Origin of the sequence: Micromonospora sp. WMMD980, from assembly GCF_029626035.1 — a bacterium.
In the GTDB taxonomy this organism is placed as follows: Bacteria; Actinomycetota; Actinomycetes; order Mycobacteriales; family Micromonosporaceae; genus Micromonospora.
The window spans coordinates 34,580-56,525 of the sequence record NZ_JARUBE010000003.1 but is presented as its reverse complement, the minus strand read 5'-3'; the positions used below and the strand labels follow the sequence as shown (position 1 = coordinate 56,525).

Here is a 21,946-nt window from a genome sequence, read left to right as displayed (position 1 = left end):
ATCTGGGGGTGCTCCATGACGTGATGTGTCCGGGCGTCGACGCCCTCCTGGAACAGGCCCGCGCCGGTCTCCGCCGGCTCACCCCGCACGAGACCGTCGAGGCGGTCCGCAACGGCGCGCTGCTCGTCGACACGCGCACCGAGGCGCAGCGCCGCGAGGAGGGTGAGCTGCCCGGCGCGATCGTCATCGACCGCACGGTGCTGGAGTGGCGACTCGACCCGGCCAGCGAGTGGCGCATCCCGGAGGCGATCGGCTACGACCGCGAGATCGTGGTGGTGTGCCGGCAGGGCTACAGCTCCAGCCTGGCCGCCGCCAGCCTGCAGACCCTCGGCCTGCGGCACGCCACCGACATGATCGGCGGCGTGCAGGGCTGGCGCGAGGCCGGCCTGCCGATGTCCGACCGCCCGGCGGACGTGCGCCACTGAGCCGTCCCGACCGGGTGCCGCCGGACCGCTCCGGTCACGACGGGCCGGGCGGTCGCCCGGGCGCGCCGGGCGGCACGAACGGCAGGCCCGGCGGCGGGCCCTCCTCGACCAGCCGCCACAACGCGCCGGTGTCCAGGTGCTCCTCCACCAGGTCACCGAGCAGGTCCAGCGTCCGTTCCCGGGCCGCCGCGAACGAGTTGTCCGGCGCGACCGCGAAGCCGGTCCGGCCGGCCGCCTCGGCGACCTCGGCGAGGAACCGGCGGCGGAACGCGTCCGACTCGAACGCGCCGTGCCAGTGGGTTCCGTACAGCGCGCCGAGCCGGGCGCCCTCGCCGGTGCCGTCGGTGTAGCGCAGCAGCGGCGGCAACCCCGGGTCGGCGGCGGAGACCCGGCCGTGGTGGATCTCGTACCCGTGCACCGGCACGTCACCGGCGGCGACGCCCGCGGCCCGGCGGACCGTCTTGCGCCTGTCGAAGGTGATCTCGACGGGCAGCAGCCCGAGGCCGGGCACGCTGCCCCGGCGGCTCTCCACCGGGTCGTGGATCATCCGGCCGAGCATCTGGAACCCGCCGCAGACGCCGAGCAGCGGGCGACCGGCGGCGACGTGCGCCCGCACCGCGTCGGCCAGCCCGGTCTCCCGCAGCCAGGCCAGGTCGGCGACGGTCGACTTGGAGCCGGGCAGCACCACCAGGTCGGCGGCGGCCAGTTCGGCCGGCTCGACGGTCAGCCGCACCCGCACCCCCGGCTCGGTGGCGAGCGCCTCGACGTCGGTGGCGTTGGAGATCCGGGGCAGCCGGACCACCGCGACGTCGAGCCAGTCCGTGCCGCGCGGCGCCGCCGGCCGGCCGAGCACCCGCCCGTACGCGAGCGAGTCCTCCGCGTCCAGCCACAGGTCCAGCGCCCACGGCAGCACGCCGAAGGTGGGGCGGCCGGTGGCCTGCCGCAGCATGTCCAGCCCGGGCCGGAGCAGCCCCAGGTCACCGCGGAACTTGTTGACCACGAAGCCGGCGACCAGCGCCTGGTCGGCGGCGTCGAGCAGGGCCACGGTGCCGAACATCGAGGCGAACACCCCGCCGCGGTCGATGTCGCCGACCACGATCGTGGGCAGGCCGGCCTGGCGGGCCAGCCCCATGTTGACGTAGTCACCGGCCCGCAGGTTGATCTCCGCAGGGCTGCCCGCGCCCTCGCAGACCACCACGTCGTACTCGGTGCGCAGCTCGGCCAGCGCCGCGTACGCGGTGGCGGCGAGCCGGGGCCGCAGCGTGTGGAAGTTGCCTGCGGTGACCGTGTCGACCGCCTCGCCGAGCAGCACCACCTGGCTGGCGTGGTCGCTACCCGGCTTGAGCAGCACCGGGTTGAACCGCAGGTCCGGCGCGAGCCCGGCGGCGGCGGCCTGCATGGCCTGGGCCCGGCCGATCTCCCCGCCCCGGCCGTCCGGGCCGACCACCACGGCCGAGTTGTTCGACATGTTCTGCGCCTTGAACGGCGCGACCCGAATGCCCCGCCGACGGAGCCAACGGCAGATGCCGGCGGTCAGCACGCTCTTGCCGGCGTCGGAGGTGGTGCCCGCGACCAGCAGCCCGCCGCTCACCGCCCGCTGCCCGAGCCGCTCGCCGCGACGCCTCCTGGCGTGCGCCCGGGAGCGCCGGTCGGTCCACACCGGGCGGCGCCGTACCCGCGCCCGGTGATGCCGGCGAGCGCGGCGTCGGTCGGGCCACGCCCGGTGATACCGGCGAGCGCGGCGTCGGTCGGGCCACGCCCGGCGGCGCCGGCGAGTGCGCGCAGCGCGGCGCGACCGGTCGCACCGGCCAGCCGACCCACGGTCACCGGGTAGAGCGCCGCCAACCCGAGAGCGGCCAGGCCCACCGCGCCGGAGACCCGGGCCGCGCGCGTCAGGTGCCGGGCCTCCGGACGGGGCCCGTCGCCGAGGAACGGCCGCGTATCCGAGCGGCCGAAGTAGACGTTGCGCCCACCCAGCCGGACACCGAGCACGCCCGCCATCGCCGCCTCACACTGCCCGGCGTTCGGGCTCGGATGGTCGCCCCGGTCCCGCCGCCAGACGTGCCAGGCCGTCGCCCGGTCCCCGTGCGCCACCGGCGCGACGGCCACCGTGAGCAGCCCGGTCAACCGCGACGGCGCCAGGTTGAGCAGGTCGTCCAGCCGGGCGGCCGGGGTGCCGAAGCGGGCGTAGCGGGGTGAGCGGTGACCGACCATGGCGTCGAGCGTGTTCGCCGCCCGGTAACCGAGCAGGCCGGGCAGCCCGGCGACCGCCCCCCAGACCAGCGGCGCGACCACCGCGTCGGAGGTGTTCTCGGCCACCGACTCGACGGTGGCACGGGCCAGTTCCGGCTCGTCCAGGGCGGACGGGTCCCGCCCGCACAGGTGGCCGAGGCGGGCCCGGGCGGCGGGCAGGTCGGCACGACGCAGCGCCCGACCCATCACCCGCGACTCGTGCCGCAGCGTGCGCCCGCCCAGCACCGCCCAGGTGCCGGCGGCCACCAGCGCGGCCCGGGCCACCGGGTGACGCCGGGTGGCGAGCGCGGCGGCAGCGCCGAGCAGCACCGGCCCGCCGACCGCGAGCGCGGTGAACGCCACCCCGACCGACCGCCGCGGGCGGTAGACCCGCCGCTCCAGGGCACCTGCCGCGCGACCGAAACCGGCCACCGGATGCCACCTGCGCGGGTCGCCGAGCAGCGCGTCGAGCGCGTAGCCCACCGCCAGCCCGGTCGCGTTCGCCATGGCGGTCGCCTGCCGCACCCGTCACCACCTCCGGCCGGCCAGCCTAGCCGCACCCGCGGTTCCCGAGGGACGCTCCGCCCTCCCTGACGATCCACCATCCCGCTACCGGTATGCGACCCGAGGTGGCGCTCTCTTCTCCGGGGCGCGGCATCCCCGTACCGCGGGGTGGCCACGCCCGGCGTCGCCACCCCGCGCCCCCGTCGCACCGGCCGCGGCCTCAGACGGACACCGTGCCACGCCGTCGGCCGCGGCGCCCCGGGGCGGACCCTCCGCCGTCGGGCCCCGCGACGCCAGGCCCGTCGTCGACGGGCAGCTCCACCTCGCCCAGCTCGTCGTCCTCGGCGGCGCCCAGCTTGTCTCCCCCCTCACCCAGTTCCCCCGGCTCCCCGGGCCGGGCGTCGAGCGGGTCGGGTTCGGCCGGCCGGTCGAGCGCGCCGGTGAGGCCGACCCGCGCCGGCCCGAACTCCGGCGGCAGGATGTCGTCGTCGAACGGCCGGGCGTCGAACGTGGTCGGGGCCAGCTCGTCGGGCACGGCCTCGGTCGCCTCGCCGTGCACGCGCTGCTCCGCCTCGGCGTCCTCGACCGAACTGGTGGCCGCGCGCGGCTGGTTGCGCAGGAACCGGGCCCGCCCCCGGGACAGGTCGTGCCCGACCGCCACGGCCTCCAACTCGTAGAGCGTCCGGTGGTTGCCGGCCTCGTCGGTCCAGTCGCGGGTGTAGAGGCGGCCGGCGACGATCACCGGATCGCCCAGGGCCACCGACGCCGCCACCCCCTCGGCGAGCCGCCGCCAGCAGTTCACCCGCACCCGCAGGCTGTTGCCGTCGACCCAGCGACCGCTGTCCCGGTCGAGGCGGCGTGCGGTCGAGGCGACCTTGAAGTTGGCCACGAGCGTGCCGCTCTGCGTGGTGCGGCGCCACTCCGGCGCGGTCAGCAGGTTGCCGACGATCGTGGAGAATTGCAAAGTGCTATTAGCCGTGTGTGATCAGCTGGTTCTGGTGCCGTTGAGCAGGCGCATGCCGATGCGTTCGACGGCTTCGGCGCTGGCGGGGTCGAGGTCGGCGTCGCGCTTCGCCGCTTCGATGAGCAGCGCGTCGACGGCGACGAGGAGTTCGTGGTGCTGTTCGGCCTGGCCCCGCCGTACGACGTAGCCGACGGCCAGGACGACGGCGACGGGTGCGAGGACGGTGGCGAACCCGACGTAGACGAGGTGGCCGAACAGCGCCTGGTGGTTGTGCCACATGGCGACGGCCCAGGCGAGTCCCATCCAGCTGGCCGGTGCGGCGATGGTGGCGGCGACGAGCAGCCCTCGGTGCCACCGGCCGGGTCCGTGGGCGGTGCGCTGCTCCCGTTCGGCTTTGTCGTGGGCTCGCTGGTGGGCGATGGCGAGCCGGATCGGTGCTGCGGCGGCTGTGTTGTCACTCCTGTTCGACATGACGTCCCCCACATGATCACTGAGCGCGCACCCCCGCGCGCTTTCTGCAAGGTAGATCGCCGATCATGCGCCCGGCCTGCACGACACTCAAGAAGTTTCAGCCAACAACGAAAAATCCCGCACCGGCCGTAACGTGTGCGTAACGCACATTCCCGGTCAGCTGAACGTGAGTTCCACGCGGTCTGCCGCGTACACGCCACGCACCCGGCCGCCGAGCGTCACGACCAGGACGGGCACCACGGCGCCCGGCTCGATGCCCAGCTCGGCGCGCTCGGCCTCGGTGGGCATCCGCGACCGCACCCGGGCGCCGCGAGGGACCTTCACCTGCTCGCGCGGCTGCTCGTCGACCACCCGCGTACCGTAGCCCCGCTCGGCGACGACGAGGCCTTCCACGCGCAGCGCGGCCAGCGCCCGGCGGATGGTCTCCCGACTGACCCCGTACCGGTGCTCCAGCGCCTTGATGGACGGCACGGCGCTGCCCGGTGTGAGCTGGCCGGTGATGATCTGGTCCCGCAGGGCGTCGGCGAGCTGCCGGAAGAGCGGCCGGTCCAGGTGGGGGTCGAGCACGGTCGCACGGTACGGACCGCACACGCCTTCACATCCCGGCACCCGGGGATCCCGGGGTCCCCCTTGCGCGTGGTGGAGGGCCCGGCTGACGCGGCCAGGCCCTCCGCCCCGACCCGCGTCGAGGGTGCATCCCAGCGTATCGGGGCACACCGATCCAGGTAACGCCGTCGCCGGTGCGCATTGAGTACGCTCATGTCGTGCCGACCGGCACGATTCGACTCGGCAAAGGAAGGTCGGACCGGTGACCCCGAACCCGCTGGCCCGCCAGCGGCGGCTCTCCGCCGCGCTGCTGAAGCTGCGACTCGACCGCGGCATCAACCACGCCGAGCTGAGCCGGCGCAGCGGCATCTCCGCCTCGGTGATCTCCCGGACCGAGAACCCGTTCGGCGACGTGCACCGTCGCGCCAATCTGCTGTCCATCCGGCGGCTGCTCGACGCCCTTGAGGTGCCGCGCGGCGGGCCTGACTGGACGCGCATCGAGGCGTACGCCGAGGACGCGCTCACCGGCCGCTGGTGGGACGCGCCTGCCCACAGCCGGATGGGCGACGGGCAGCGCACCTGGGCGCTCGTCGAGGCGGGTGCGTCGATGATCCGCGAGTACGCCGGCATGCTGCTTCCCGGTCTCGTGCAGACTCCCGAGTACGCCCACCACCGGGTTCTCGCGGTCACGGGGGACGGACCGATCACCGACACCGACGCGATCGTGCGGGGCCGGATGCAGCGGCAGAGGCAGAGCGTCGGCGGTGGTGAAGCGAACTACGAGCTGGTCTTGGAGGAGCAGGCGATCCGCCGACGGCCGGTGCCCGCCGACGTGATGCTGAAGCAGCTGCACCACCTCCTGGCGCTGATCGGCGCCGAGCACGTCAGCGTGCGGGTGGTGCCGCTGGACTCGCAGCAGTTGGCCGACGGCTACGCCCCTCGGGCGCCGTACAGCCACGTGAGCTACCCCGACATGGACGATCCGCCGATCGTGGTGGTCGACAACGTGACGAAAGCGCTACTCGTCACGGAGCCGGAGGACGTGTCGGGGTACGCGCAGTTGCATCTGCGGCTGCGTGAGGCCGCACTGTCTGACGCGGACAGTGCGGCGTACATCCGCGAGGCGGCCGACAAGCTGGCCGCCACGATGTGAGGAGATCCGATGTCCGACCCGCGATTCAGCAACACCACTGACCCGCGCTTCGCCGCGTGGGAGAAGAGCCCGGAGTCCGGCGGCAACGAGGGGTGCATCTACCTCTCGGTGGCGGCCGACGGATCGGGGGACGTGGCCGTGGCCGACAGCAAGGCCGGCGCGGATGCGCCGATCCAGGTCTACAACCGGGCGGAGTGGACGGCGTTCCTGGCCGGGGCGAAGGCCGGGGCGTTCGACCACATCTGATTCCTCGCGATAAGAGGGCCGGCATCCCATCCGGGGTGCCGGCCCTCTTCTTGTTCACTATCCGTGTCGCTCTTGTGACCTTGAAGGAACGATGCGATCGTGACCAATGCGTCGGCGAATTGTTCGCTGGCGACGGATGCGGCAGTGCGAAGCCTTCAGCACCCAGAGCGTGGCTGCGGTCGCATCCGGCCGGGCACGGCGTGAGCGACAGGGCCCACTGTCCGCGAGCACCGCGCCCCGGGTAGCGGCGGCGGAGGTTGCACCACGACACCCGTCGCCGCGCCCACCCGACCGAGGGAGGCGTGTGTGGCACAGCCGATCCGTACCCTTGTCCGCCGGCTGATCGGTCGGCCCGAACCGTCGACCCGCCCAACTCTCGGGCGGCGCGTAGACGAGGCGGATGCGCGCAACGCGCGCCGCCGCCTACTCGACCAGGCGGCACGCATCCGCAACGAGGGCGGAGGTGAGTACCGGTGACCGTCCCCGAGATCCCGGCCGGGACCAGGGTGTCGCTGCGCCCCGGCGAGTGGGCGAGCCACATGGGTCAGCTCGGCACGATCTACATGGACGTGCGGGTCGTGAAGGTCGGCGACATGGAGGGCGTGCCGGGCTGGGTGTGGCTGCTGGTGCACATGCCGGAGTGCCACTGGGAGTCGGTGGCGTGCGCGCGGGAGTGGTGCGTGAAGGTGGCGGTCTGGATCCCGGCTCTGTACGACGCGGTGAACCGGTGACCGGGATGTGCCCGGACCTCGGGCAGCGGGGCGACGTCGCGGTCGGGGCGACGATCCTGGAGGCGCACCGGCAGTGCCCGGACTGTCGGGCCGGGACGTGCGAGGCCGGCGCGTACGCGGCCCAGCTCCTCGCCGAGCACCGCCGGAAGCGCGCCGCCGCCCTCGCCCGCTGAACACGAGGACGCCCCCGACCATCGCGTGGTCGGGGGCGTCGCTGCGTCCGGGTCAGCGGGCGTCGTGGTGCTTCTGCCGCATCCGGTTCCAGATCCGGCGCCCGATCCGCCACCGCTTGCCGGTGCCCTTGCACCACCAGCAGCGGCGCTGATGCTTCCGGTTCAGGTCGGAGCGGTGCACACCTTGCCCGCTGCAGCACCAGCAGTCCTTCAGCGGGAACAGCGCGATCCTGGCGACCACGAACAGGACCAGGGCGACACCGATAGCGGTAGTGGTCAGCGTGCCTCTCACAGCGCCTCCAGGGGGCGTTTCCGGGGATCGGACCGCCTGCGGGGCTAGCGCCTAGTTCCCAGCTCAGAGGGCCTAGAGGAGGGGCTAGCGCTAGCCCTAGCAGGGGCTATCAGTCCTCGACCTCAGCGAGGTCGGTTGAGGCGATCGTCTCGGCGGTTTTCTCGGCGATCCGGGCCTCCAGGGCGGCCAGTTTCACGCCGGCCCGGGTGGCCCGCTTGGTCGAGCTGGAGTCGATCCGCCGGTTGATGCTCTCCGTCTTCACCCCGGCCCGAGCCATCCACGCGCCGAACACCTCGACGGTCAGATCGCCGTACGCGTCCCGGTCGAGATGCTTCAACCGCGGCACGATCAGCTCCGACCAGATCGCCTCCTCGCCCTCGAACCACACCTGCCGGACGTCAGCGAGCAGGTTCCGCAGCGCGATACGCGGCACCTCGACCGGCTTGTCACCCTGGCGCATCTCCAGGGCCCGTTGCACGACCCGCTCGGCCGCCGGGTTGTCGACGAAGCTGGACCGGCGCGGCCGGATCGGCCCGTCACCGGCGTGGTAGCCCCACCCGGAGTCCTTCGGGCCGGTCGAGTCGCCCGTCTCGAACTCGGTGGGCCGGGCGCCGGCGGAGTACGCACCGGTGCCGAGGACCAGGTTCACCTCGGTGTGCGAGGTGACCGCCAGGCAGGTCCGCAGGGCCATGTTGCTGCTGATGCCCTTCGGGATCGACTCCTTGTCGATGCGCTGCGAGGCGAGGATCAGGTGGATGCCGAGCGCCCGGTCACGCTTGACGATGGACGTGAGCAGGAACTTCGCCCGCTTGCCGTGGGTCGGGTCGGTGATCAGTTCCTGGATCTCGTCGAAGAACGCCACCAGCGGGCGCAGCCGGGCGTCGTGCTCGGCCATCCGCCGGTTGACCTTGTTGGCGGTGTTCATGCCCTGAGCTGCGTACTTGCGGACCAGCGGCGCCCGCTCGTCGCACTCGGTCAGCAGCCACTCCAGGGCGGCCATCGCCGCGGCCTTGGTGCCCTCGTCGGCGCCGGAGCCGTGCAGCCCGTCCGGGCACAGCGGCTCGAAGCAGTCGAGGTCACCGGAGCCCTTCAGGTCGAACGCCAGCGGCACGACCAGCGGGTCGAGGATGGCGGCGAGCATGACCAGCCGCGCCGCAAGGGTCTTCCCGGAACCGGGGATGCCCCCGAACAGGGAGTTCTTCTCGGCCAGGGAGTAGTAGACGGGCCGCATCCGCTCGTCGTGGCCGTAGACGAACTTGTCAGTGAAGTAGTCGAACGTGCCGCTCTCCAGCAGCGGCCAGGCCGGGGCCTTCATGCTGCTCACAGGCTTCTGGGCGATCCAGATGGACAGTACGCCGGGGTGCTCGCCAGGGACGGTGGCCGGCCACACCTGCGTCTTCGGCAGCCGGAACCCGGAGGCGAGGCGGTCGCGCTCGTCGATGACGTCGGTGGCCAGCACACCGGCGGGCAGCAGCACCAGAGCTTCGTGGCCGGGGCCGGCGAGAGAGATGTCGAACAGGAACTTGATGTCCTTCGGTTCTTTGATGCCCTTGACGTTGCAGGCCAGGATCGCCTGCCGGGTCAGGGTGGCGGTGAGGCGGACGAACCTGTCAGCGGTGAACACCCGGTCCACGATCGGCGCGTCGATTGGCTGCCCGGCGTACGCGAACAGCGGCACCAGGACGGCCGCGGCGAGGGCCTGCGCCCACCACGGCGCGACGAACACCAGCAGCAGCGCCAGCACGACCAGCAGCAGCACCCCAGGCACGGCCAGCCAGGCGCGGGCGCCCACGCGCCGGTCACGCTGCCGGGACAGGGCCAGGTAGTCCTGTACGTTGTTGCGGCTGGCGGCGTCCTGCCGGATGCCGAAGCCTTCCAGGTCGAACGTCCAGTGGATGGCCTTGCCGGACAGCCGCAGCGCCCCCCAGGGTGCGAAGACGGCGGTCTTCGCCAGGTACTTCGGGGATCGGGTGACGTGGTAGGCGAGGGTGTAGCCGGCGAAGGCGAGTGCCCACTGCACCATGGCGTGCCGGCCCGCCTTGGAGCGCAGGGTGGCCGGCACGATGGGCTTGCGGGGCCCGCTGTACCGCGAGCTGACGTCGGCGAACGTCGTGGAGGTGCGGGGCAGGTCGACGGGCTTGCCGGTGTCGGTGCCGGGCGTGATGGCGACCTGCTCGCCGCGGGGCTCGTAGTAGTCGGGCTCGCCGGGGCGGGGCGCGGGGACGACCGGCTCCAGCTCGTCCAGGTCGATCTGCTCGGGCATCGGGGGTCAGTCCTCCTTGCGATCAGTGGTGGTGTTCTTGGGCCAGTACCGCTGGACGGTGCGGATGCCGAGGCCGAGCTTCTTGGCGACCTGCTCCTGCGTCATGGCGGGCTTCTTGGCGACCAGTTCGGCGACCCGGTCGGCGTTGGACTTGGCGGGTCGCACTGGCGGGTCGATGGCGACCCGGCGGGTGATCCGCGTGGCGGGTGCGGCAGCCGCCACGATGGCGGGTTGCCGGGTCGCCACGGTGGCGGGTTCGGTCGGCTCCGGCTGGCGGGCCGGTGGCGGGTCGATGGCGGGCGGGGTGGCGGGTTCCGAGGTCGCCACCACGAGCGCGTCCAGGCCGTCGTCGTGGCGGGTTGTGGTCGGCGGGATGGCGGGCGGCGCGGGCCAGTGGAAGCTGCGTGCCGTGGCGGTCCGCGCCCTCAGTCGAGGGCCGGCGGCGCGGGCCTGCGCCAGCACCAGGTCGATCAGCTCCTGCTCCTTGTCGCTGACCTCCCCGTCGATGACCGGGCCGGCCGGGACGGACTTGCCGCGCAGCACGGTGACCGCCGCGCGGAGCCGGCCGGCCGGCGGGCGCTGGGCGAGCTGGCGCCGCCGGTCGCGGTTGTAGCCGTCCCAGGCGCGGCGCGGGTCCCGCTCCCCGTGGTCGATGGACCAGCGGCGGGCCTGCCACGCCCGGAACGGAAACGCGCGCCGCCGCTGCGGGGAGAACTCCACGCCGCCCTCGTCGATGAGGTTGGCGTCCTCGGCGAGCAGCTGCACGTGCTGAGCGCGGCGGGTGTGCAAACCCCACAGCCACGGCGACAGCAGCGACAGCAGCGCGAACGCCACCGCCGCCGACGTCGGCGCCATGCCCTCACCGGCGAAGTGCGCGTAGTTGATGGCCGCCACCACCCCGGCGATGCCCCACGCGGCCCGCCGCAGCCCGGCCGCCGTGGCGTGCGCGTTGAGCAGGAGCGCGTCGTGGGCGTGCCACTGCACGTACACAGCGATCGACTCCAACGCGGCGGAGAACGCGACCGCGAACGCGACCTTCGACGGGGTGTTCCAGTGGGCGGGGGCGATCTCCTCGTAGGCGTACGCGCCCTGGGCGTACGCGGCGCCGCCGTTGATGAGCAGCAGCGGCAGCACCGGGCGCAGCTTCGCGGCGAACTCGGCGCGGGCCTTCCGCCGCCGCTTGGACCGCTCCTCCCGCTCGGCGCGGCGTACGCCGTCGCGGCGCCGCTTCTCCTCCTCGTCGGCGAGGGTCTGCTGGCGGGCGAACTCGGCGTCGGCGGCCTGGCGCTCCCGCTGGATCTGCGCCTCGACGCGGGCGCGCTCCAGGTCGGCGCGGGCCTGCTCCCGGGACGCCTCGGCGCGGGCGCGCTCCAGCTCCGGGTCGGGGATCAACCGGCGAAAAAGGCTCACCGCGTCAACTCCTTCTCACGGACGGCGGCGGCCCGGGCCGGTGCGGCGGGCTGCTGCTCGCGGATCGCGCGGGCGGTGGTGTTGGCGTGGCCCTCCACCAGCCGGCGGGCGATCTCGGCCACCAGCAGCGGCGTGCCGGTCCCACCGACGACGATCATCAGGACGTACTGGGCGGGCGTCACGCGGCACCTCCGGTCCAGGCGGTGGAGACGCACATGCCGCCCGCGCCGACCTGCTGGCCGGTGCACGGGTGGTCGTGGTGGTTGACGCCGAACGCGAGGGTGGCCAGCACGGCGCACACCAGGACGGTGCGCTTCACGAGCCGGTCGATCATCATGGACATGGGTCGGGCCTCCAGGGGGTCCGGTCAAGGCCCCCGGCCGGCGGTGGAGTCGCCCGGCCGGGGGCCGCCTACTTGGTCAGCTCTGGCTGGCCTTGCTCTGCTGCGCCTGCGACGCCTTGCGCTGCTTGATGGCCTTGGCGGTGAACATCTGCGGGTTGGCCTTCTGTGCCCGGCGGGACAGGTCGGCCATCTGCTTGCCGCTGATCGTGTTCGGGACGCTCGGCTTCCTGCTGAACAGGCCCATCTGGCTCCCTCTGCTTGTGGGTTAGTGTCCGATGATGCAACACTAACAGCGCCCCGGGCAGACGGGCAAGGGTGTACGACCATCGGACAGCGAAGGGCTAAGATCATGCGCGTGGCGCGACCCAAGTGGACTCCCGAGACCGAGGCGCAACGGCGCGCGATGGCCGACGTCGAGCGGGCGACGAAGCACGCGGACGAGGTCGACGAGAAGCTGTGGGAGAAGGTCAGGGCAGCCCACAAGCTCGGCGTGAAGCCGGCCTACCTGGCCGAGCGGACCGGCCGTGCCCGCTCGACCGTCTACCGACACCTCGACCCCGACGGCCAGGCCGGAGACGAGAAGTGACCCACCCCGCCGCCGTCCCCACCGCCCTCTACCGCTTGCGCGACAGCGACGGCCAGCTCCTGTACGTCGGGATCACCAGCACCCCCGCCAGCCGCATGGGCGCGCACCGGCGGGAGAAGCCGTGGTGGTCGGAGGTCGACCCCGCTCGCACCACCTACGACTGGTTGCCGGATAGACCGACGGCGGAACGCGCCGAGGTGGCCACCATCGCCCAGGAGTCGCCCAGGTACAACGTCGCCGACAATCCGGCCGAGCGGGCTGCGATGGTCGCTAGGGCGCGCGAGGTGTCGCGCGCCAGGCTCGCCAGCTACGCGGGCGACCTGCCAGCCGAGTGGGAGGCCGCCGCCGATGCCATCGAGGCCGTGGAGGATCCGGCGGAGCGGGCGCGGCTGGCCGGGCAGCAGTTGGCCGACGCGCCGGTCCAGCAGAAGGCGCTCCGGGCGGTCCGGGGCTCTGCGGTCAGGGAGATGCAGGCCGGCGGGTTGTCGAACGCTGAGATTGCGCGTCGGCTCGGCGTGCACCGCAACCGCGTCCCGCAATTGTTGACGTAGCCCCTCGGACGCGAAAGAGCGGCCCCTGTCTCCGGGTGGAGACAGGGGCCGCGTCGTGTGCGGGGCTATTCGGTGGGGCGTTCCTGCTCGGCGAGGGCGTCGATGAGGTCGGCGCGCAGGACGAATGTGGTGCCCACCCGCCCGCAGGGGATCTCACCTGCTGCCAGGCGCTTGTGGAGTCCCTGTTTGGAGCTGTAGCCGAGGCGGGTGGCTGCTTCGGCGAGGCTGTAGAGGCGGGGGATGTCGGGGTCGATGGTCGGGTTTCCCATGCTCCCAATTTATCCGCTGAGTGGACCTTCGTCAACTCCGGAAAATATTTGAGAAAGTGGCGAGATGCAGTGGACGATCGTCCACTGCATGGGTTAGACTATAGGTACAGGGAGCGAGAGGGAGACGGAAATGACGAAGTACACCTGGGACAGCAGCAAGAAGTACTGCTCCACCGAGGCCCACGCCACCAGCCCCACCTGCCCCGACTGCGACACCGCCACCCAGTGCACCGGCTGCCAGGCCCCGATCGCCGCCGGTGAGGTCCACGCGATCTGCCGGGAGAACGGGGAGGCCGCCCACCCGGGCTGCAAGGGCCGGGCCGCCGCGAGCTGGGTGGACTACTACTGAGGGGCGGGGCTCCGGCCCACCCCTTTGCGGCAAGGTCAACTTCTCGGACGCTCCCCGCAAGGTCAACTTCTCGGAGAGGAACCCAGCTATGAACGAGCCGACCCTGATGGAGCTGATCCGCGAGTACGGCCGAACCATGGACGTGGCCGGCCGTTACGCGGCACTGGGCAGTGCGGCGGCCGGCCCGAGTGAGAGGCAGGCCGGCCGCCTGTACGACGAGATCGAGCGGCGCATCGATGAGATCAAGGCGGCGCACCTCCCCGCCTGACCTCCGCACAGCACGAAGCGGCCCCCGCCAGAGCAATCGCTCCAGCGGGGGCCGCAGTCTGTGCAGCGCGCGAGGGTCAGTCGGCGGTCACAGGTGTGCGCGAGCGGACGCCGTTGTCCGACGCGGCCGGTGCCACGCCGACCCCGAGGACCGTCGCCGCGGCGAGCAGCAGCGCGATCCACTCCCCGGAGTCCAGCCCGCCCAGGATCACCGTGGTTAGCACCTGCAGCACCGACAGGACGACGGCGATGGCGGTCTTGCCCCACCGGTACTGCGGGGCCAGCGGCACCAGGTAGACGCCGACAGCGGTCGCGGCGGCGATGGCGATCTGCACCGCCTCGTCCGGGTCGATGTGCTGGTCGCCGGACAGCGCCCCGTAGGCGACGGTGAGGGCGGCGGCGACGACCGCGACCAGGGCCTTGCCGTAGGTCTGGAACATCTCGGCTCCTAAGGTCAGGGGGGTGAGGTACAGGAAGACGCCCGGCGGGTACGCCGAGGTGCCGGAGCCGTGCCCGCGCGGGCACCGTGATCCGGACGGGAATCCGCGCACGGTCCCGGCGTGGGGTGCGTGCGCGGTGTGTGGGCGGATGGGCCGCCAGTGGCGCTGTCAGGAGGACGGCTGCGGGCTGGTGACGCAGCACGAGCACGAGTGCCGGTAGCTACCGGGTCGGCGGGCAGGTGAAGTCGGAGCGCAGCCGGGCGATGTCCGTGGCGATCTTCTGCCCGGCCGGGGTCTGCGGCGGCGTCTCCGCATACGCGTCATCCAACGTCGAGACGATGCCGCAACACTTCCGCTCCGACTCCCGAGCCGCAGCGTTCGTGTAGGTCATCGATCCGACGGCGGCGACGAGCGCGAACAGCAGCGCCACCACCAGGGTCTGCCAGGCGCGGAACGTCACCCGGGTTCACCCGCCCCGGACGGCGCCGGCGACGGCGATGATGATCCCGGCGGCGGTGAGTCCGGCCCCGGAGACGGCGACGGCGGCCCGGTCGTACCGCTCCCGCCACTGGCTCGCAGCGAGAGCAGACCCACCCCGGCCGGGATCCCCAGCACCGACACGTACGCCACCAGCAGCGCCTCCGACGCCTGGCCGGGAGCGACGAGGACCGTCTGGTGCACGATCCCGCCCAGGCCTACCAGGATGCACCCGACGTCCAGCACGATCCTGATGACGCGTTCCGCTCTCATCGCTGCCACGCACAGGCCCTAACCTTCCCGGTGCCAGTCCGGCTGAACCCGATCGGCTCACCCCTGCGGGGTGGCACCGTCGAGGCTGCCCAGGGCCCGGCGGATGCCTCGCTCCGTCGCCCCCTCCACCTGCTCCACGGTCAGCCCGGCGCCCGGGGGCAGCTGGGCGAGGTCGGCGCGGATCAGGTCGGCGACCGCCCTGGCCATCCGGGTCGGGTCGGCGGCGGCCAGCGCCGCGGCGTGCGTGGCGAACAGGATGTCCTTCACCGTGCGGGCGTCGCGCTTGCCGTCGCCGAACTCGTCGACGTACTCCAGCGCCTTCGCGGCCCAGACGGTGTTGGCGTCGGCCTCGGTCAGCGGCATGTCTGCCTCCTGGATCGGAGTGGCCTGGATCAGGCCGATGGTGGTCAGGTAGCGGCGGATGACCGCGCTCTGGTCCCGGCCGGCGCGGATCGCGTCCCGGTGGTAGCTGATGTGCGTGTGCCACCGGTGCGAGTCGTCTCCGCTGCGGCGTCGGCCGAGGCGGTCCCAGCGGACCACCGTGCGCCCGTCCAGCGAGTAGATGACCTCCCGGATGTCCCGGGTGTCGTCCGTGCCCTTCGCGCACTCTGAAACGAGCCAGGCGGAGAAGTGCGGCAGGTCGTAGCGGCGGCCGGCCGTGGCCACGCTGAACGCGCCGACGTCGAGCGCGCACGCCCACTGCGCCAGCCCCGACCGGTCCCGGGACGACTCCACCACGGAGTAGTCGCCGGAGATGACCCGGTCGGAGCCGCAGTGGTAGCCGCCCCGGTGGGCGGGGTCACCGACGATGCCGACGGCGGCGCCGGACAGGCCGTGCCCGCCGAGGTGCTCCAACAGCAGCCGGCGGGCGGCGAGCAGGGTCTCAGGGGCCGTCGTCGCCACCGGCGTCTCCCTCCAGCTCAGCGAGCGCCTGGTCGATGAGCGCCCACGCCGCGTCCTCGGTCTCCAGCGGCGGGCATGGAGTCGCGTCGATCATGTGCATATACGGGGCGTTCGTGAGCGGCCACTGCGGATCGAACTCGTCCTCCACCTGCCGGTAGAAGACGATCGCGCCGAACCAGTGGTATTCGGCGAACACCCCGTCGGCCAGGCGCATCACGTGCACGCCCACGTCGCCGCCCTCGACAGAGCCGGGCCACCGCCACCGATTCTCCTCGAGCACTTCCCACGCCACGGTTACCTCCTACGGGGCTCTGCGCCACTCCACTGACATCCAGGTGTGGTTTGCCGCCGACGTGACCAGCGCCAGCGAGCTGCCCGAGTCCTGGAACACCTGCAACTCGATGTAGTCGCCGGCCTGGAGCAGCACCAGCGGCGACGAGGCGGGCGGCCCGCCCGCGCCGGTGCCGGCGGCGGCGATCAGCACGTCACCGCCGTCGACCGGGTTGGTGCCGTTCTTCAGCCAGCGGGTGCCGCGCCGGCCGGTGCCGTTGCCGACGAACGTGACCCCGCCGGCGAGCCGATACCAGCCGGCGGTCTGTACGACGTACCGCGACGTCGACGACGAGGTGCTGTGCCCGTTCGCGGTGTCGAGGTCCTCGGACTGCATGTTGACGCTGACGAAGTTGTTGTTCGGGATCATCTGCCCGCTGCTGCACCGCAGCATGGCCATGGCCGGGGCGTTGACCCCCAGCAGCAGCGTGTTGACGTCCTGCGCCAGCGTCTGGAGGTGCTCCCAGATGCGGGCGTGGGAGGTGGACCCCGGGTAGGTGATGCCGAGCGAGGTGGTGGGCACGAGTCATCCTCTCCGCCACGAGATAGCCAGGGTGAACGCGGGCGACCAGCTGCCGCGGCCGGCGAGCCGGACGTACGGGGAGCCGGTCGCGTCGTAGATGGCGAGGCCGCCTGCGGTGCCGTCGACGAGGGCCTGCCCCCAGCTGTCGGGCAGCACGAACGTTGTCGAGTCGCCAACGGCGAGGGACGGGCCGGCGGTGGAAGCGCCGAGGGTGGGCGCGCCGACCGGGCGGGTGGACTCGGTGACCAGCCGCAGCGTCGTCGCCTGCGCCGCGTACGTGCCGGCCGACTTCCGCCGCACCCGCACGGTGACCTTCGTGACCGTCGCCCCCGCCAGCGACCGCGCCGCCGAGCCGTAGAACGCGGCGCCGGTGCTGTTGTCATAGCCGCCGTACTGACCCTGATAGACGTCGGTGGAGTCGCTGCTCCACCCCGACGTCGGCCGGTACGAGCGGGTCTCCACCGGCGCCACGATCAGCGTCCCGGTCGTCGCGGCCGGCTTCGGGTCGGGGACCGGGTCGTTGTCGGCCGGCGGCGGCGCGGCCGCGGTGAACAGGCGGGCGTACGCGAACCACTGCGCGCCGACCTTCTCGACGAGCAGCACGTCGCCGGAGGCCACCGTCAGGTCCCGGGCCACCTGCACCGTCACCGCCGCGCCGTTCACCAGCGCCGTCACCGTGCCGGAAGACTTCGCGGTCGTGGCGGTGGCCAGGCGGGCGCTCACGTCAGGCTCCGCACGGTCAACCGCTGCGGCCCACCGCCGGCCGTGTACGGCAGCGTCAGCGACTCCACGGTGCACAGCAGCCCCGAGTAGTCCCCGGCCGTCACCGACACCGTGTCGCCCACCTGGAGGCCCGGGTGGGGGACGCACTCGATGTCGAACTGTCGGGCGGTGGCCCGGCGCATCCGCGCGAGGACGGTCTGCGCGGCGGTCGAGGCCTGCGCCACCGTCGTCAGCAGCGGCGACTCGTAGTAGTAGGGCACGGCGAGAGGGTTGAACGGGCCGCCGAACCTCTTCGGGCCGGCCGTGTCGTAGGCGACGCCCTGGACCTGCGCCCCGTCGGAGGCGGTTCCCCGGGCGACGACCACGTTGTACGCGCCGTCGCGGGTGGACCCGCCGGTCGCCTCCACCACCGTGCCGCCCGCCTGGTCGGTCAGGGTGAGCACCGGGGTGAGGCTCGGGCCCATCGGGAACACCGACAGGTAGCCGTCCGATGTGACCGCGGCGTCGGCGCCCCACGCGTCGAGCAGCTCCGTCACCGCGCCGAGCCGGTCGTCGTCGTAGTTGATGCCGGCCGGCACCGACCGGTCCGTCAACGCGCTGTCGATGACCACGGTCAGCGCCGGCTCGATCAGCCCCCGCAGCGTCGAGGCAAGGGTGCCGGACGGCTGGAAGGGCGACACCAGCCGCGCCTCATCGATCAGGGCGAGCAGACCGACGGCGGTCACCGACACCCGATCGTCGTCGGCCTGGGCGTCCTGCACCAGAAACCAGCCGCGCTGGAACCACTCGACGACGCCGCCGGCCAGCTCGACGCCGAGCTGCACCCGCAGCCGCTGCCCGTTCGCCGCCAGGGGGTGATCGTCGCTGGTCGGCGACCAGGTGACCCCCCGGTCCCGGCGCGGCACCACCAGCGTCACCCGCTCCGGCACCCGCAGCCCCCGGTCGGTCTCCTCCGCCGCCACGTCCACCGGCACGCTGTCGGCGAGCAGCTGGTCACCCAGCCACGACTCCACGGCCAGGCGCAGCCCGTACGAGCGGGTCAGGACCGACTCAGCCTCGCCGGAAAGCGGAATCACAAGAATTCCCCCTGCGCCAGGCCAAGGAGCGTCGCATAGTCATTGGCGATGTCTTGGATGGTCAGCTCCTTGACCAGCGACGCAAAGTCGACATAGAGAATGTTCGAGGCTCCGGGCGTACCGGACATGCGTACGCGGACCCTCGCCCGAACGGCGATCGTGGAGGTCGCCGCCGTGGTCGTGAGGGTGGTCCAGGCATCCGCCAGGATGGACGACGAACCCGACAACCCAGATGTGGAAATCAGAGAGCTGGCCGCGTCAAACCAGTCGATGACCACCCGCACATCGCCCCACGCCAGCGGTGATCGAACTTTCGCCGTCGCGGTGTACGTGCCTGCATTCGGCAACAAATCTGTCCCTGACGACCGGCGTAGGCCAAGGGTTGCCATACCACCCGGCGGGGTGAACCGGAGCGACCCGTCGCCGTCATCGCTCGGGGTCGCCACCTGCGCGAGAGTGCCACCGTCAACCGCTGCCCAGCCCTCAACGCCCGAGGCGAAGGAATAGCTGGCCACCGGCACCGTGCCCGTGTACGCGTCCGCGATGTCCTGCAACGTGGCTCCGCGGGCCTCCAGCGCCGGCGCCCAGGCGTCCACCTCGGCGACCTGGACGAGGATGCGCCGCCGCGGGTCCGAGCCGTCCTGCGACCAGCGGCGCTCGGTGACTGCCAGGACCGCCACGTACGAGTCGACGCCGTCGTAGCCGCCCGGCTGCCGGATCTGCACCACGCCCTCGGTGGCGGCGGCCAGCAGATCCATCAGGTCGTCACGTGCCGACGTGCTCGCGGCGTAGAACTCGACGTCGCCGGTGAACCCGGCCATCGGCCCGGACACGACCACGTTACGGCCGCCCACCCGGAAGACGGTGTTGTCCCGCTCCCGCAGCTTGTCCGGCCAGGCCATGATGACCGTCTCGGCGGCGTCGCCGGTGATCGCGTCGGAGACGGCGACGCGGCCGCCCGGCAGGTTGCACGCGACCGCGCTGGTGGCGTACTCGGTGCCGCCGTTGACGACCGCCACGTACGCCACCGGCACGCCGAACGGCAGCTCCGCGTCGACGCGCAGGAACGCCGGGTCGATCACCGAGGCGGACGCGCCGGCCCGCAGCAAAGTCCGCTGCCCGGCGACGACCCGGTACACCTCGACGGCGTCACCGACGGTCAGGCCGGTGACCGACACCAGCACCCGCGGCGGCCACGTGTCCTGCACGGTGGCCGTGATCGCCGGCATCAGCGTGCCCCGACTTTCTGCCGCCACCGCTCGCGGCGCCGCTCGGCGGCGATCGCGCTGGCGGTCATCTGCCGGAACGGTCGACCGTCGAGGTTGACCAGCACCGTCGACTCCACCTCCACCTGGGTCGGCCCGCCGGAGCGGTAGACGCCGGCCGCCTCACCAGGGCGGAAGGTGTCCCCCAACGCGTTCTTGAGCTGGGTGCCGACGCCGGGGATGTAGTGGTCGCCGTTGGTGCGGATCTGCACCGTGACCGTCTTGCCGCGCAGCCCGTTGATGCGCTTCTGGAACGTGGCCAGCTTCGCCGTCGCGCCGGAGGTGTCCACGTTGACGTCGGTGTTCACGTTCTTCGGGATGGTCAGGAGCTTCGCCGCGAGCCGCTCGGCCTCGGCGCGGCTCTTCCCCGCGGCGATGGCCATGTTGACCAGCCGGGTGCGGTTGCGGGCGTACGCCTCGGACGCCGCGTTCGCGCTGATCTTCGACTTCTCGCCGGCGGCGGTCTCGGTGTTGAACGCGTCGGCGAGGTTGAGCAGGGTGCTCATCTGCCGGTCGGAGCGCTGGCTGTTGGTCAGCTTGGCGTTGTTGTTCTCCTTGACGGCCTTGGTGGCCTCACGGACGGCGTCGCGGGAGGCGATCTGCGCCCGCGACAGGCTGATGTTGCTGCCGACCAGCTCGTCGGCGGCCTGCTTGGCCTTGGTCAGCCCGGCCGCCGTGCCGTTCGCCTCGTCGGCCAGGGCCTGGAAGCTGCCGGCCAGGTTGAACGCCGACGACTTCGCCCCGTCCTGGCTGGCGGTCATCGACCGCAACAACGCGGTCCCGCCGGGGATCCGCTTGACGAAGAACTCGAAGGTCTCGGTGAGGAAGTTCAGGGCGATCCCGGCCTGCTGGATGGCACCGGCAACCAGCGCGAACACGCCCTTCAGCGCGAGGGCCATGGACTCGCCGTTATCGGACAGCCCGGCGAACAGGCCGCCGATGGCCCGGCCGATCATCTCGATACCCTGCCCGATGACGTTGACGATCGGGCCGGCCTTCGTCACGGCCTGGGTAATGCCGTCGAGCATCGCCTGGGTGCCGCGTCCGATGGACCGGGTCAGCGGGCCCAGCCACGTCGCGGACACGTCGAAGATCCGCCGCAGGTCCGGCAGCAGCCCACGGAACGCCGACCGGGCGTCGCGGACCGCCGACAAGGTGGCGGGCACGAAACGGCCCGCCGCCTCCTGCAACCCGGATCCGAGGTCCTCCTTCAGGTCGTCGAAGGCGGAGGCGACCCGGGCGTCCTTCGAGGCGATGAGCAGACCGCCGACCACCCCGCCGAGCCCGGCACCGCCGACGATCGCGCCGGCCACCGCCGGGGCCGCCGAGATCGCCGCGCCGACCAGCACGGCCGCCATGGCCACCTGGACGTACGGGCCAGCCGCGCTGACCGCTTTGGACAGGCCGCCGCCGATGGACGCACCCAGCTGCCCGACCTTCGAAATCCCCGAGCCGATACCCCGGGCGAACCGCTTCCCCGCGCTGTCGCCGGAGTTGGCCCACTTCGACGCCGCCCCGGACACCTTGGCCAGGCCGCGGCCCCACTGACCGGCGATCTCCTTGGCCGCAGCCACGGTGCGCTTCCCCTGGCCGTCGACGTCCTTCCATGACTTCTCGACCTGCTTCAGGCTCCGGGCGGCCGAGCCGGTCGCCGCGGCGGTCTTGTCCCGGGCGATGATGTCGACGGTTACGTCACGGTCAGCCACGGCGGATCACCTCCAGCGCCTGGTCCACGGCTCGCAGCGCGGCGTCGCGCCACTGGTCCACCTCGGTCGACGGCGCCGAGAAGAAGCCCGGCGGCACGTTCTGGAAGTGCCAGTCGCCGGCGCGGCGGCGGCCCCAGGACGGGGCGGCCACCCGCCCCTGGTCGATGCGCCGCAAGTCCACCTTCGGGTTCTTGTCCGGGAAGCCCTTGCGGCGGCCCTTCAGCGTCACCCCGGCCGCCCGGCCCTGGAGCTTCACCTTCGCCGTCACCGACAGCTTCGACACCCACAAGCCGAGCCCACCCCGCGACGGCAGGGTGCTCTTCGCCCGCGCCCGGATCGCCTTGCGGGCGCCGGGCACCGGCTTGCGGATCTCCCGCGCCAGCGCGTTGGTGACCTCGCGACGCTGCTCGAAGCGGCGCAGGTCCCGAATCAGGTCGTCGAGCGAGCCCACCAGG

Annotated in this window: 30 protein-coding genes and 2 pseudogenes; 9 read left to right on the top strand and 23 right to left on the bottom strand. The window is 72.5% G+C overall.

Annotated elements, in window-relative coordinates; all coding sequences use genetic code 11:
- The first annotated feature begins 23 nt into the window (after nucleotides 1–23).
- The gene (locus tag O7618_RS00750; protein ID WP_278109860.1) at nucleotides 24–425 is read left to right on the top strand and encodes a rhodanese-like domain-containing protein; all 402 of its coding nucleotides are present in this window, start codon (nucleotides 24–26) and stop codon (nucleotides 423–425) included.
- On the opposite strand, the pseudogene O7618_RS00745 reads toward O7618_RS00750, so the two are convergent.
- The 5 genes and pseudogenes from O7618_RS00745 to O7618_RS00725 form a co-directional block, all read right to left on the bottom strand.
- Nucleotides 327–2,016, bottom strand: a pseudogene (locus tag O7618_RS00745) (cobyric acid synthase); the annotation flags it as partial. The gene O7618_RS00750 and the pseudogene O7618_RS00745 sit on opposite strands and share 99 nt — an antisense overlap.
- 191 nt (nucleotides 2,017–2,207) lie before the next feature.
- Nucleotides 2,208–3,164: pseudogene (locus O7618_RS00740) on the bottom strand (cobalamin biosynthesis protein); the annotation flags it as partial.
- Nucleotides 3,165–3,381: 217 nt separating this feature from the next.
- Nucleotides 3,382–4,125 carry a single-stranded DNA-binding protein gene (gene ssb / locus O7618_RS00735; protein WP_278104021.1) on the bottom strand — a complete coding sequence of 248 codons (744 nt, stop codon included), beginning with the start codon at nucleotides 4,123–4,125 and terminating at the stop codon, nucleotides 3,382–3,384.
- 21 nt (nucleotides 4,126–4,146) lie between these two features.
- The gene (locus tag O7618_RS00730) at nucleotides 4,147–4,596 is read right to left on the bottom strand and encodes a hypothetical protein (protein ID WP_278103969.1); all 450 of its coding nucleotides are present in this window, start codon (nucleotides 4,594–4,596) and stop codon (nucleotides 4,147–4,149) included.
- A 156-nt stretch (nucleotides 4,597–4,752) separates the two neighbouring features.
- Nucleotides 4,753–5,163 carry a GntR family transcriptional regulator gene (locus O7618_RS00725; RefSeq protein ID WP_278103970.1) on the bottom strand — a complete coding sequence of 137 codons (411 nt, stop codon included), beginning with the start codon at nucleotides 5,161–5,163 and terminating at the stop codon, nucleotides 4,753–4,755.
- A 241-nt stretch (nucleotides 5,164–5,404) separates the two neighbouring features.
- Here O7618_RS00725 and O7618_RS00720 point away from each other — a divergent pair, with 241 nt between their 5' ends.
- The 4 genes from O7618_RS00720 to O7618_RS00705 all read left to right on the top strand — a co-directional run bounded on the left by O7618_RS00720 (nucleotide 5,405) and on the right by O7618_RS00705 (nucleotide 7,445).
- Nucleotides 5,405–6,295 carry a helix-turn-helix transcriptional regulator gene (locus O7618_RS00720; RefSeq protein WP_278103971.1) on the top strand — a complete coding sequence of 297 codons (891 nt, stop codon included), beginning with the start codon at nucleotides 5,405–5,407 and terminating at the stop codon, nucleotides 6,293–6,295.
- 9 nt (nucleotides 6,296–6,304) lie between these two features.
- Entirely contained in the window at nucleotides 6,305–6,541 is a 237-nt protein-coding gene (locus O7618_RS00715) for a DUF397 domain-containing protein (protein ID WP_278103972.1), read from the top strand.
- A 473-nt stretch (nucleotides 6,542–7,014) separates the two neighbouring features.
- Nucleotides 7,015–7,272, top strand: a complete 258-nt coding sequence (locus O7618_RS00710; protein ID WP_278103973.1) for a hypothetical protein — start codon at nucleotides 7,015–7,017, stop codon at nucleotides 7,270–7,272.
- The gene (locus tag O7618_RS00705) at nucleotides 7,269–7,445 is read left to right on the top strand and encodes a hypothetical protein (protein WP_278103974.1); all 177 of its coding nucleotides are present in this window, start codon (nucleotides 7,269–7,271) and stop codon (nucleotides 7,443–7,445) included. The genes O7618_RS00710 and O7618_RS00705 overlap by 4 nt, the downstream gene beginning before the upstream one ends.
- Before the next feature lie 52 nt (nucleotides 7,446–7,497).
- Here O7618_RS00705 and O7618_RS00700 read toward each other — a convergent pair whose 3' ends face one another.
- The 6 genes from O7618_RS00700 to O7618_RS00675 all read right to left on the bottom strand — a co-directional run bounded on the left by O7618_RS00700 (nucleotide 7,498) and on the right by O7618_RS00675 (nucleotide 11,997).
- On the bottom strand, nucleotides 7,498–7,737 hold the full coding sequence (locus O7618_RS00700) for a hypothetical protein (RefSeq protein ID WP_278103975.1): 240 nt from the start codon (nucleotides 7,735–7,737) through the stop codon (nucleotides 7,498–7,500).
- Nucleotides 7,738–7,846: 109 nt separating this feature from the next.
- The gene (locus tag O7618_RS00695; protein ID WP_278103976.1) at nucleotides 7,847–10,000 is read right to left on the bottom strand and encodes an FtsK/SpoIIIE domain-containing protein; all 2,154 of its coding nucleotides are present in this window, start codon (nucleotides 9,998–10,000) and stop codon (nucleotides 7,847–7,849) included.
- A 6-nt stretch (nucleotides 10,001–10,006) separates the two neighbouring features.
- Complete coding sequence (locus tag O7618_RS00690) at nucleotides 10,007–11,410, bottom strand: hypothetical protein (RefSeq protein ID WP_278103977.1); 1,404 nt, start codon at nucleotides 11,408–11,410, stop codon at nucleotides 10,007–10,009.
- A complete protein-coding gene (locus O7618_RS00685; RefSeq protein WP_278103978.1) occupies nucleotides 11,407–11,592 on the bottom strand; it encodes a hypothetical protein in 186 nt (61 codons plus the stop codon). Before O7618_RS00685 ends, O7618_RS00690 begins: the two co-directional genes overlap by 4 nt.
- Nucleotides 11,589–11,753: a hypothetical protein gene (locus tag O7618_RS00680; protein WP_278103979.1), complete on the bottom strand. Its 165-nt coding sequence runs from the start codon at nucleotides 11,751–11,753 to the stop codon at nucleotides 11,589–11,591. The genes O7618_RS00685 and O7618_RS00680 overlap by 4 nt, the downstream gene beginning before the upstream one ends.
- 76 nt (nucleotides 11,754–11,829) lie before the next feature.
- Nucleotides 11,830–11,997, bottom strand: a complete 168-nt coding sequence (locus O7618_RS00675) for a hypothetical protein (protein ID WP_278103980.1) — start codon at nucleotides 11,995–11,997, stop codon at nucleotides 11,830–11,832.
- Between the two features lie 111 nt (nucleotides 11,998–12,108).
- Here O7618_RS00675 and O7618_RS00670 point away from each other — a divergent pair, with 111 nt between their 5' ends.
- Entirely contained in the window at nucleotides 12,109–12,339 is a 231-nt protein-coding gene (locus O7618_RS00670) for a hypothetical protein (protein ID WP_278103981.1), read from the top strand.
- Nucleotides 12,336–12,890: a GIY-YIG nuclease family protein gene (locus O7618_RS00665; RefSeq protein WP_278103982.1), complete on the top strand. Its 555-nt coding sequence runs from the start codon at nucleotides 12,336–12,338 to the stop codon at nucleotides 12,888–12,890. Before O7618_RS00670 ends, O7618_RS00665 begins: the two co-directional genes overlap by 4 nt.
- A 65-nt stretch (nucleotides 12,891–12,955) precedes the next feature.
- Here the strand turns inward: O7618_RS00665 and O7618_RS00660 are convergent, their stop codons facing one another.
- A complete protein-coding gene (locus O7618_RS00660) occupies nucleotides 12,956–13,159 on the bottom strand; it encodes a hypothetical protein (RefSeq protein ID WP_278103983.1) in 204 nt (67 codons plus the stop codon).
- A 130-nt stretch (nucleotides 13,160–13,289) separates the two neighbouring features.
- On the opposite strand from O7618_RS00660, the gene O7618_RS00655 reads away from it, so the two are divergent.
- Both O7618_RS00655 and O7618_RS00650 read left to right on the top strand, forming a co-directional pair.
- Nucleotides 13,290–13,508 carry a hypothetical protein gene (locus tag O7618_RS00655; RefSeq protein WP_278103986.1) on the top strand — a complete coding sequence of 73 codons (219 nt, stop codon included), beginning with the start codon at nucleotides 13,290–13,292 and terminating at the stop codon, nucleotides 13,506–13,508.
- 88 nt (nucleotides 13,509–13,596) lie between these two features.
- Nucleotides 13,597–13,776, top strand: a complete 180-nt coding sequence (locus O7618_RS00650) for a hypothetical protein (protein WP_278103985.1) — start codon at nucleotides 13,597–13,599, stop codon at nucleotides 13,774–13,776.
- A gap of 76 nt (nucleotides 13,777–13,852) precedes the next feature.
- Here O7618_RS00650 and O7618_RS00645 read toward each other — a convergent pair whose 3' ends face one another.
- The 11 genes from O7618_RS00645 to O7618_RS00595 form a co-directional block, all read right to left on the bottom strand.
- A complete protein-coding gene (locus tag O7618_RS00645) occupies nucleotides 13,853–14,215 on the bottom strand; it encodes a hypothetical protein (protein ID WP_278103984.1) in 363 nt (120 codons plus the stop codon).
- Nucleotides 14,216–14,435: 220 nt separating this feature from the next.
- Nucleotides 14,436–14,675, bottom strand: a complete 240-nt coding sequence (locus tag O7618_RS00640; RefSeq protein ID WP_278104020.1) for a hypothetical protein — start codon at nucleotides 14,673–14,675, stop codon at nucleotides 14,436–14,438.
- Entirely contained in the window at nucleotides 14,672–14,974 is a 303-nt protein-coding gene (locus tag O7618_RS00635) for a hypothetical protein (protein WP_278104019.1), read from the bottom strand. Before O7618_RS00635 ends, O7618_RS00640 begins: the two co-directional genes overlap by 4 nt.
- A gap of 48 nt (nucleotides 14,975–15,022) precedes the next feature.
- Nucleotides 15,023–15,868: a hypothetical protein gene (locus O7618_RS00630; protein WP_278104018.1), complete on the bottom strand. Its 846-nt coding sequence runs from the start codon at nucleotides 15,866–15,868 to the stop codon at nucleotides 15,023–15,025.
- Complete coding sequence (locus tag O7618_RS00625; protein ID WP_278104017.1) at nucleotides 15,849–16,160, bottom strand: hypothetical protein; 312 nt, start codon at nucleotides 16,158–16,160, stop codon at nucleotides 15,849–15,851. Before O7618_RS00625 ends, O7618_RS00630 begins: the two co-directional genes overlap by 20 nt.
- 9 nt (nucleotides 16,161–16,169) lie before the next feature.
- Nucleotides 16,170–16,721, bottom strand: coding sequence for a hypothetical protein (locus tag O7618_RS00620; protein WP_278104016.1), 552 nt, complete (start codon nucleotides 16,719–16,721; stop codon nucleotides 16,170–16,172).
- 3 nt (nucleotides 16,722–16,724) lie between these two features.
- A complete protein-coding gene (locus O7618_RS00615) occupies nucleotides 16,725–17,444 on the bottom strand; it encodes a hypothetical protein (protein WP_278104015.1) in 720 nt (239 codons plus the stop codon).
- Entirely contained in the window at nucleotides 17,441–18,520 is a 1,080-nt protein-coding gene (locus tag O7618_RS00610; protein ID WP_278104014.1) for a DUF5047 domain-containing protein, read from the bottom strand. Before O7618_RS00610 ends, O7618_RS00615 begins: the two co-directional genes overlap by 4 nt.
- Nucleotides 18,517–19,749 carry a hypothetical protein gene (locus O7618_RS00605; protein ID WP_278104013.1) on the bottom strand — a complete coding sequence of 411 codons (1,233 nt, stop codon included), beginning with the start codon at nucleotides 19,747–19,749 and terminating at the stop codon, nucleotides 18,517–18,519. Before O7618_RS00605 ends, O7618_RS00610 begins: the two co-directional genes overlap by 4 nt.
- Nucleotides 19,749–21,491 carry a hypothetical protein gene (locus O7618_RS00600; RefSeq protein WP_278104012.1) on the bottom strand — a complete coding sequence of 581 codons (1,743 nt, stop codon included), beginning with the start codon at nucleotides 21,489–21,491 and terminating at the stop codon, nucleotides 19,749–19,751. Before O7618_RS00600 ends, O7618_RS00605 begins: the two co-directional genes overlap by 1 nt.
- Nucleotides 21,484–21,942, bottom strand: a complete 459-nt coding sequence (locus O7618_RS00595; RefSeq protein WP_278104011.1) for a hypothetical protein — start codon at nucleotides 21,940–21,942, stop codon at nucleotides 21,484–21,486. The genes O7618_RS00600 and O7618_RS00595 overlap by 8 nt, the downstream gene beginning before the upstream one ends.
- Between the last annotated feature and the right edge of the window lie 4 nt (nucleotides 21,943–21,946).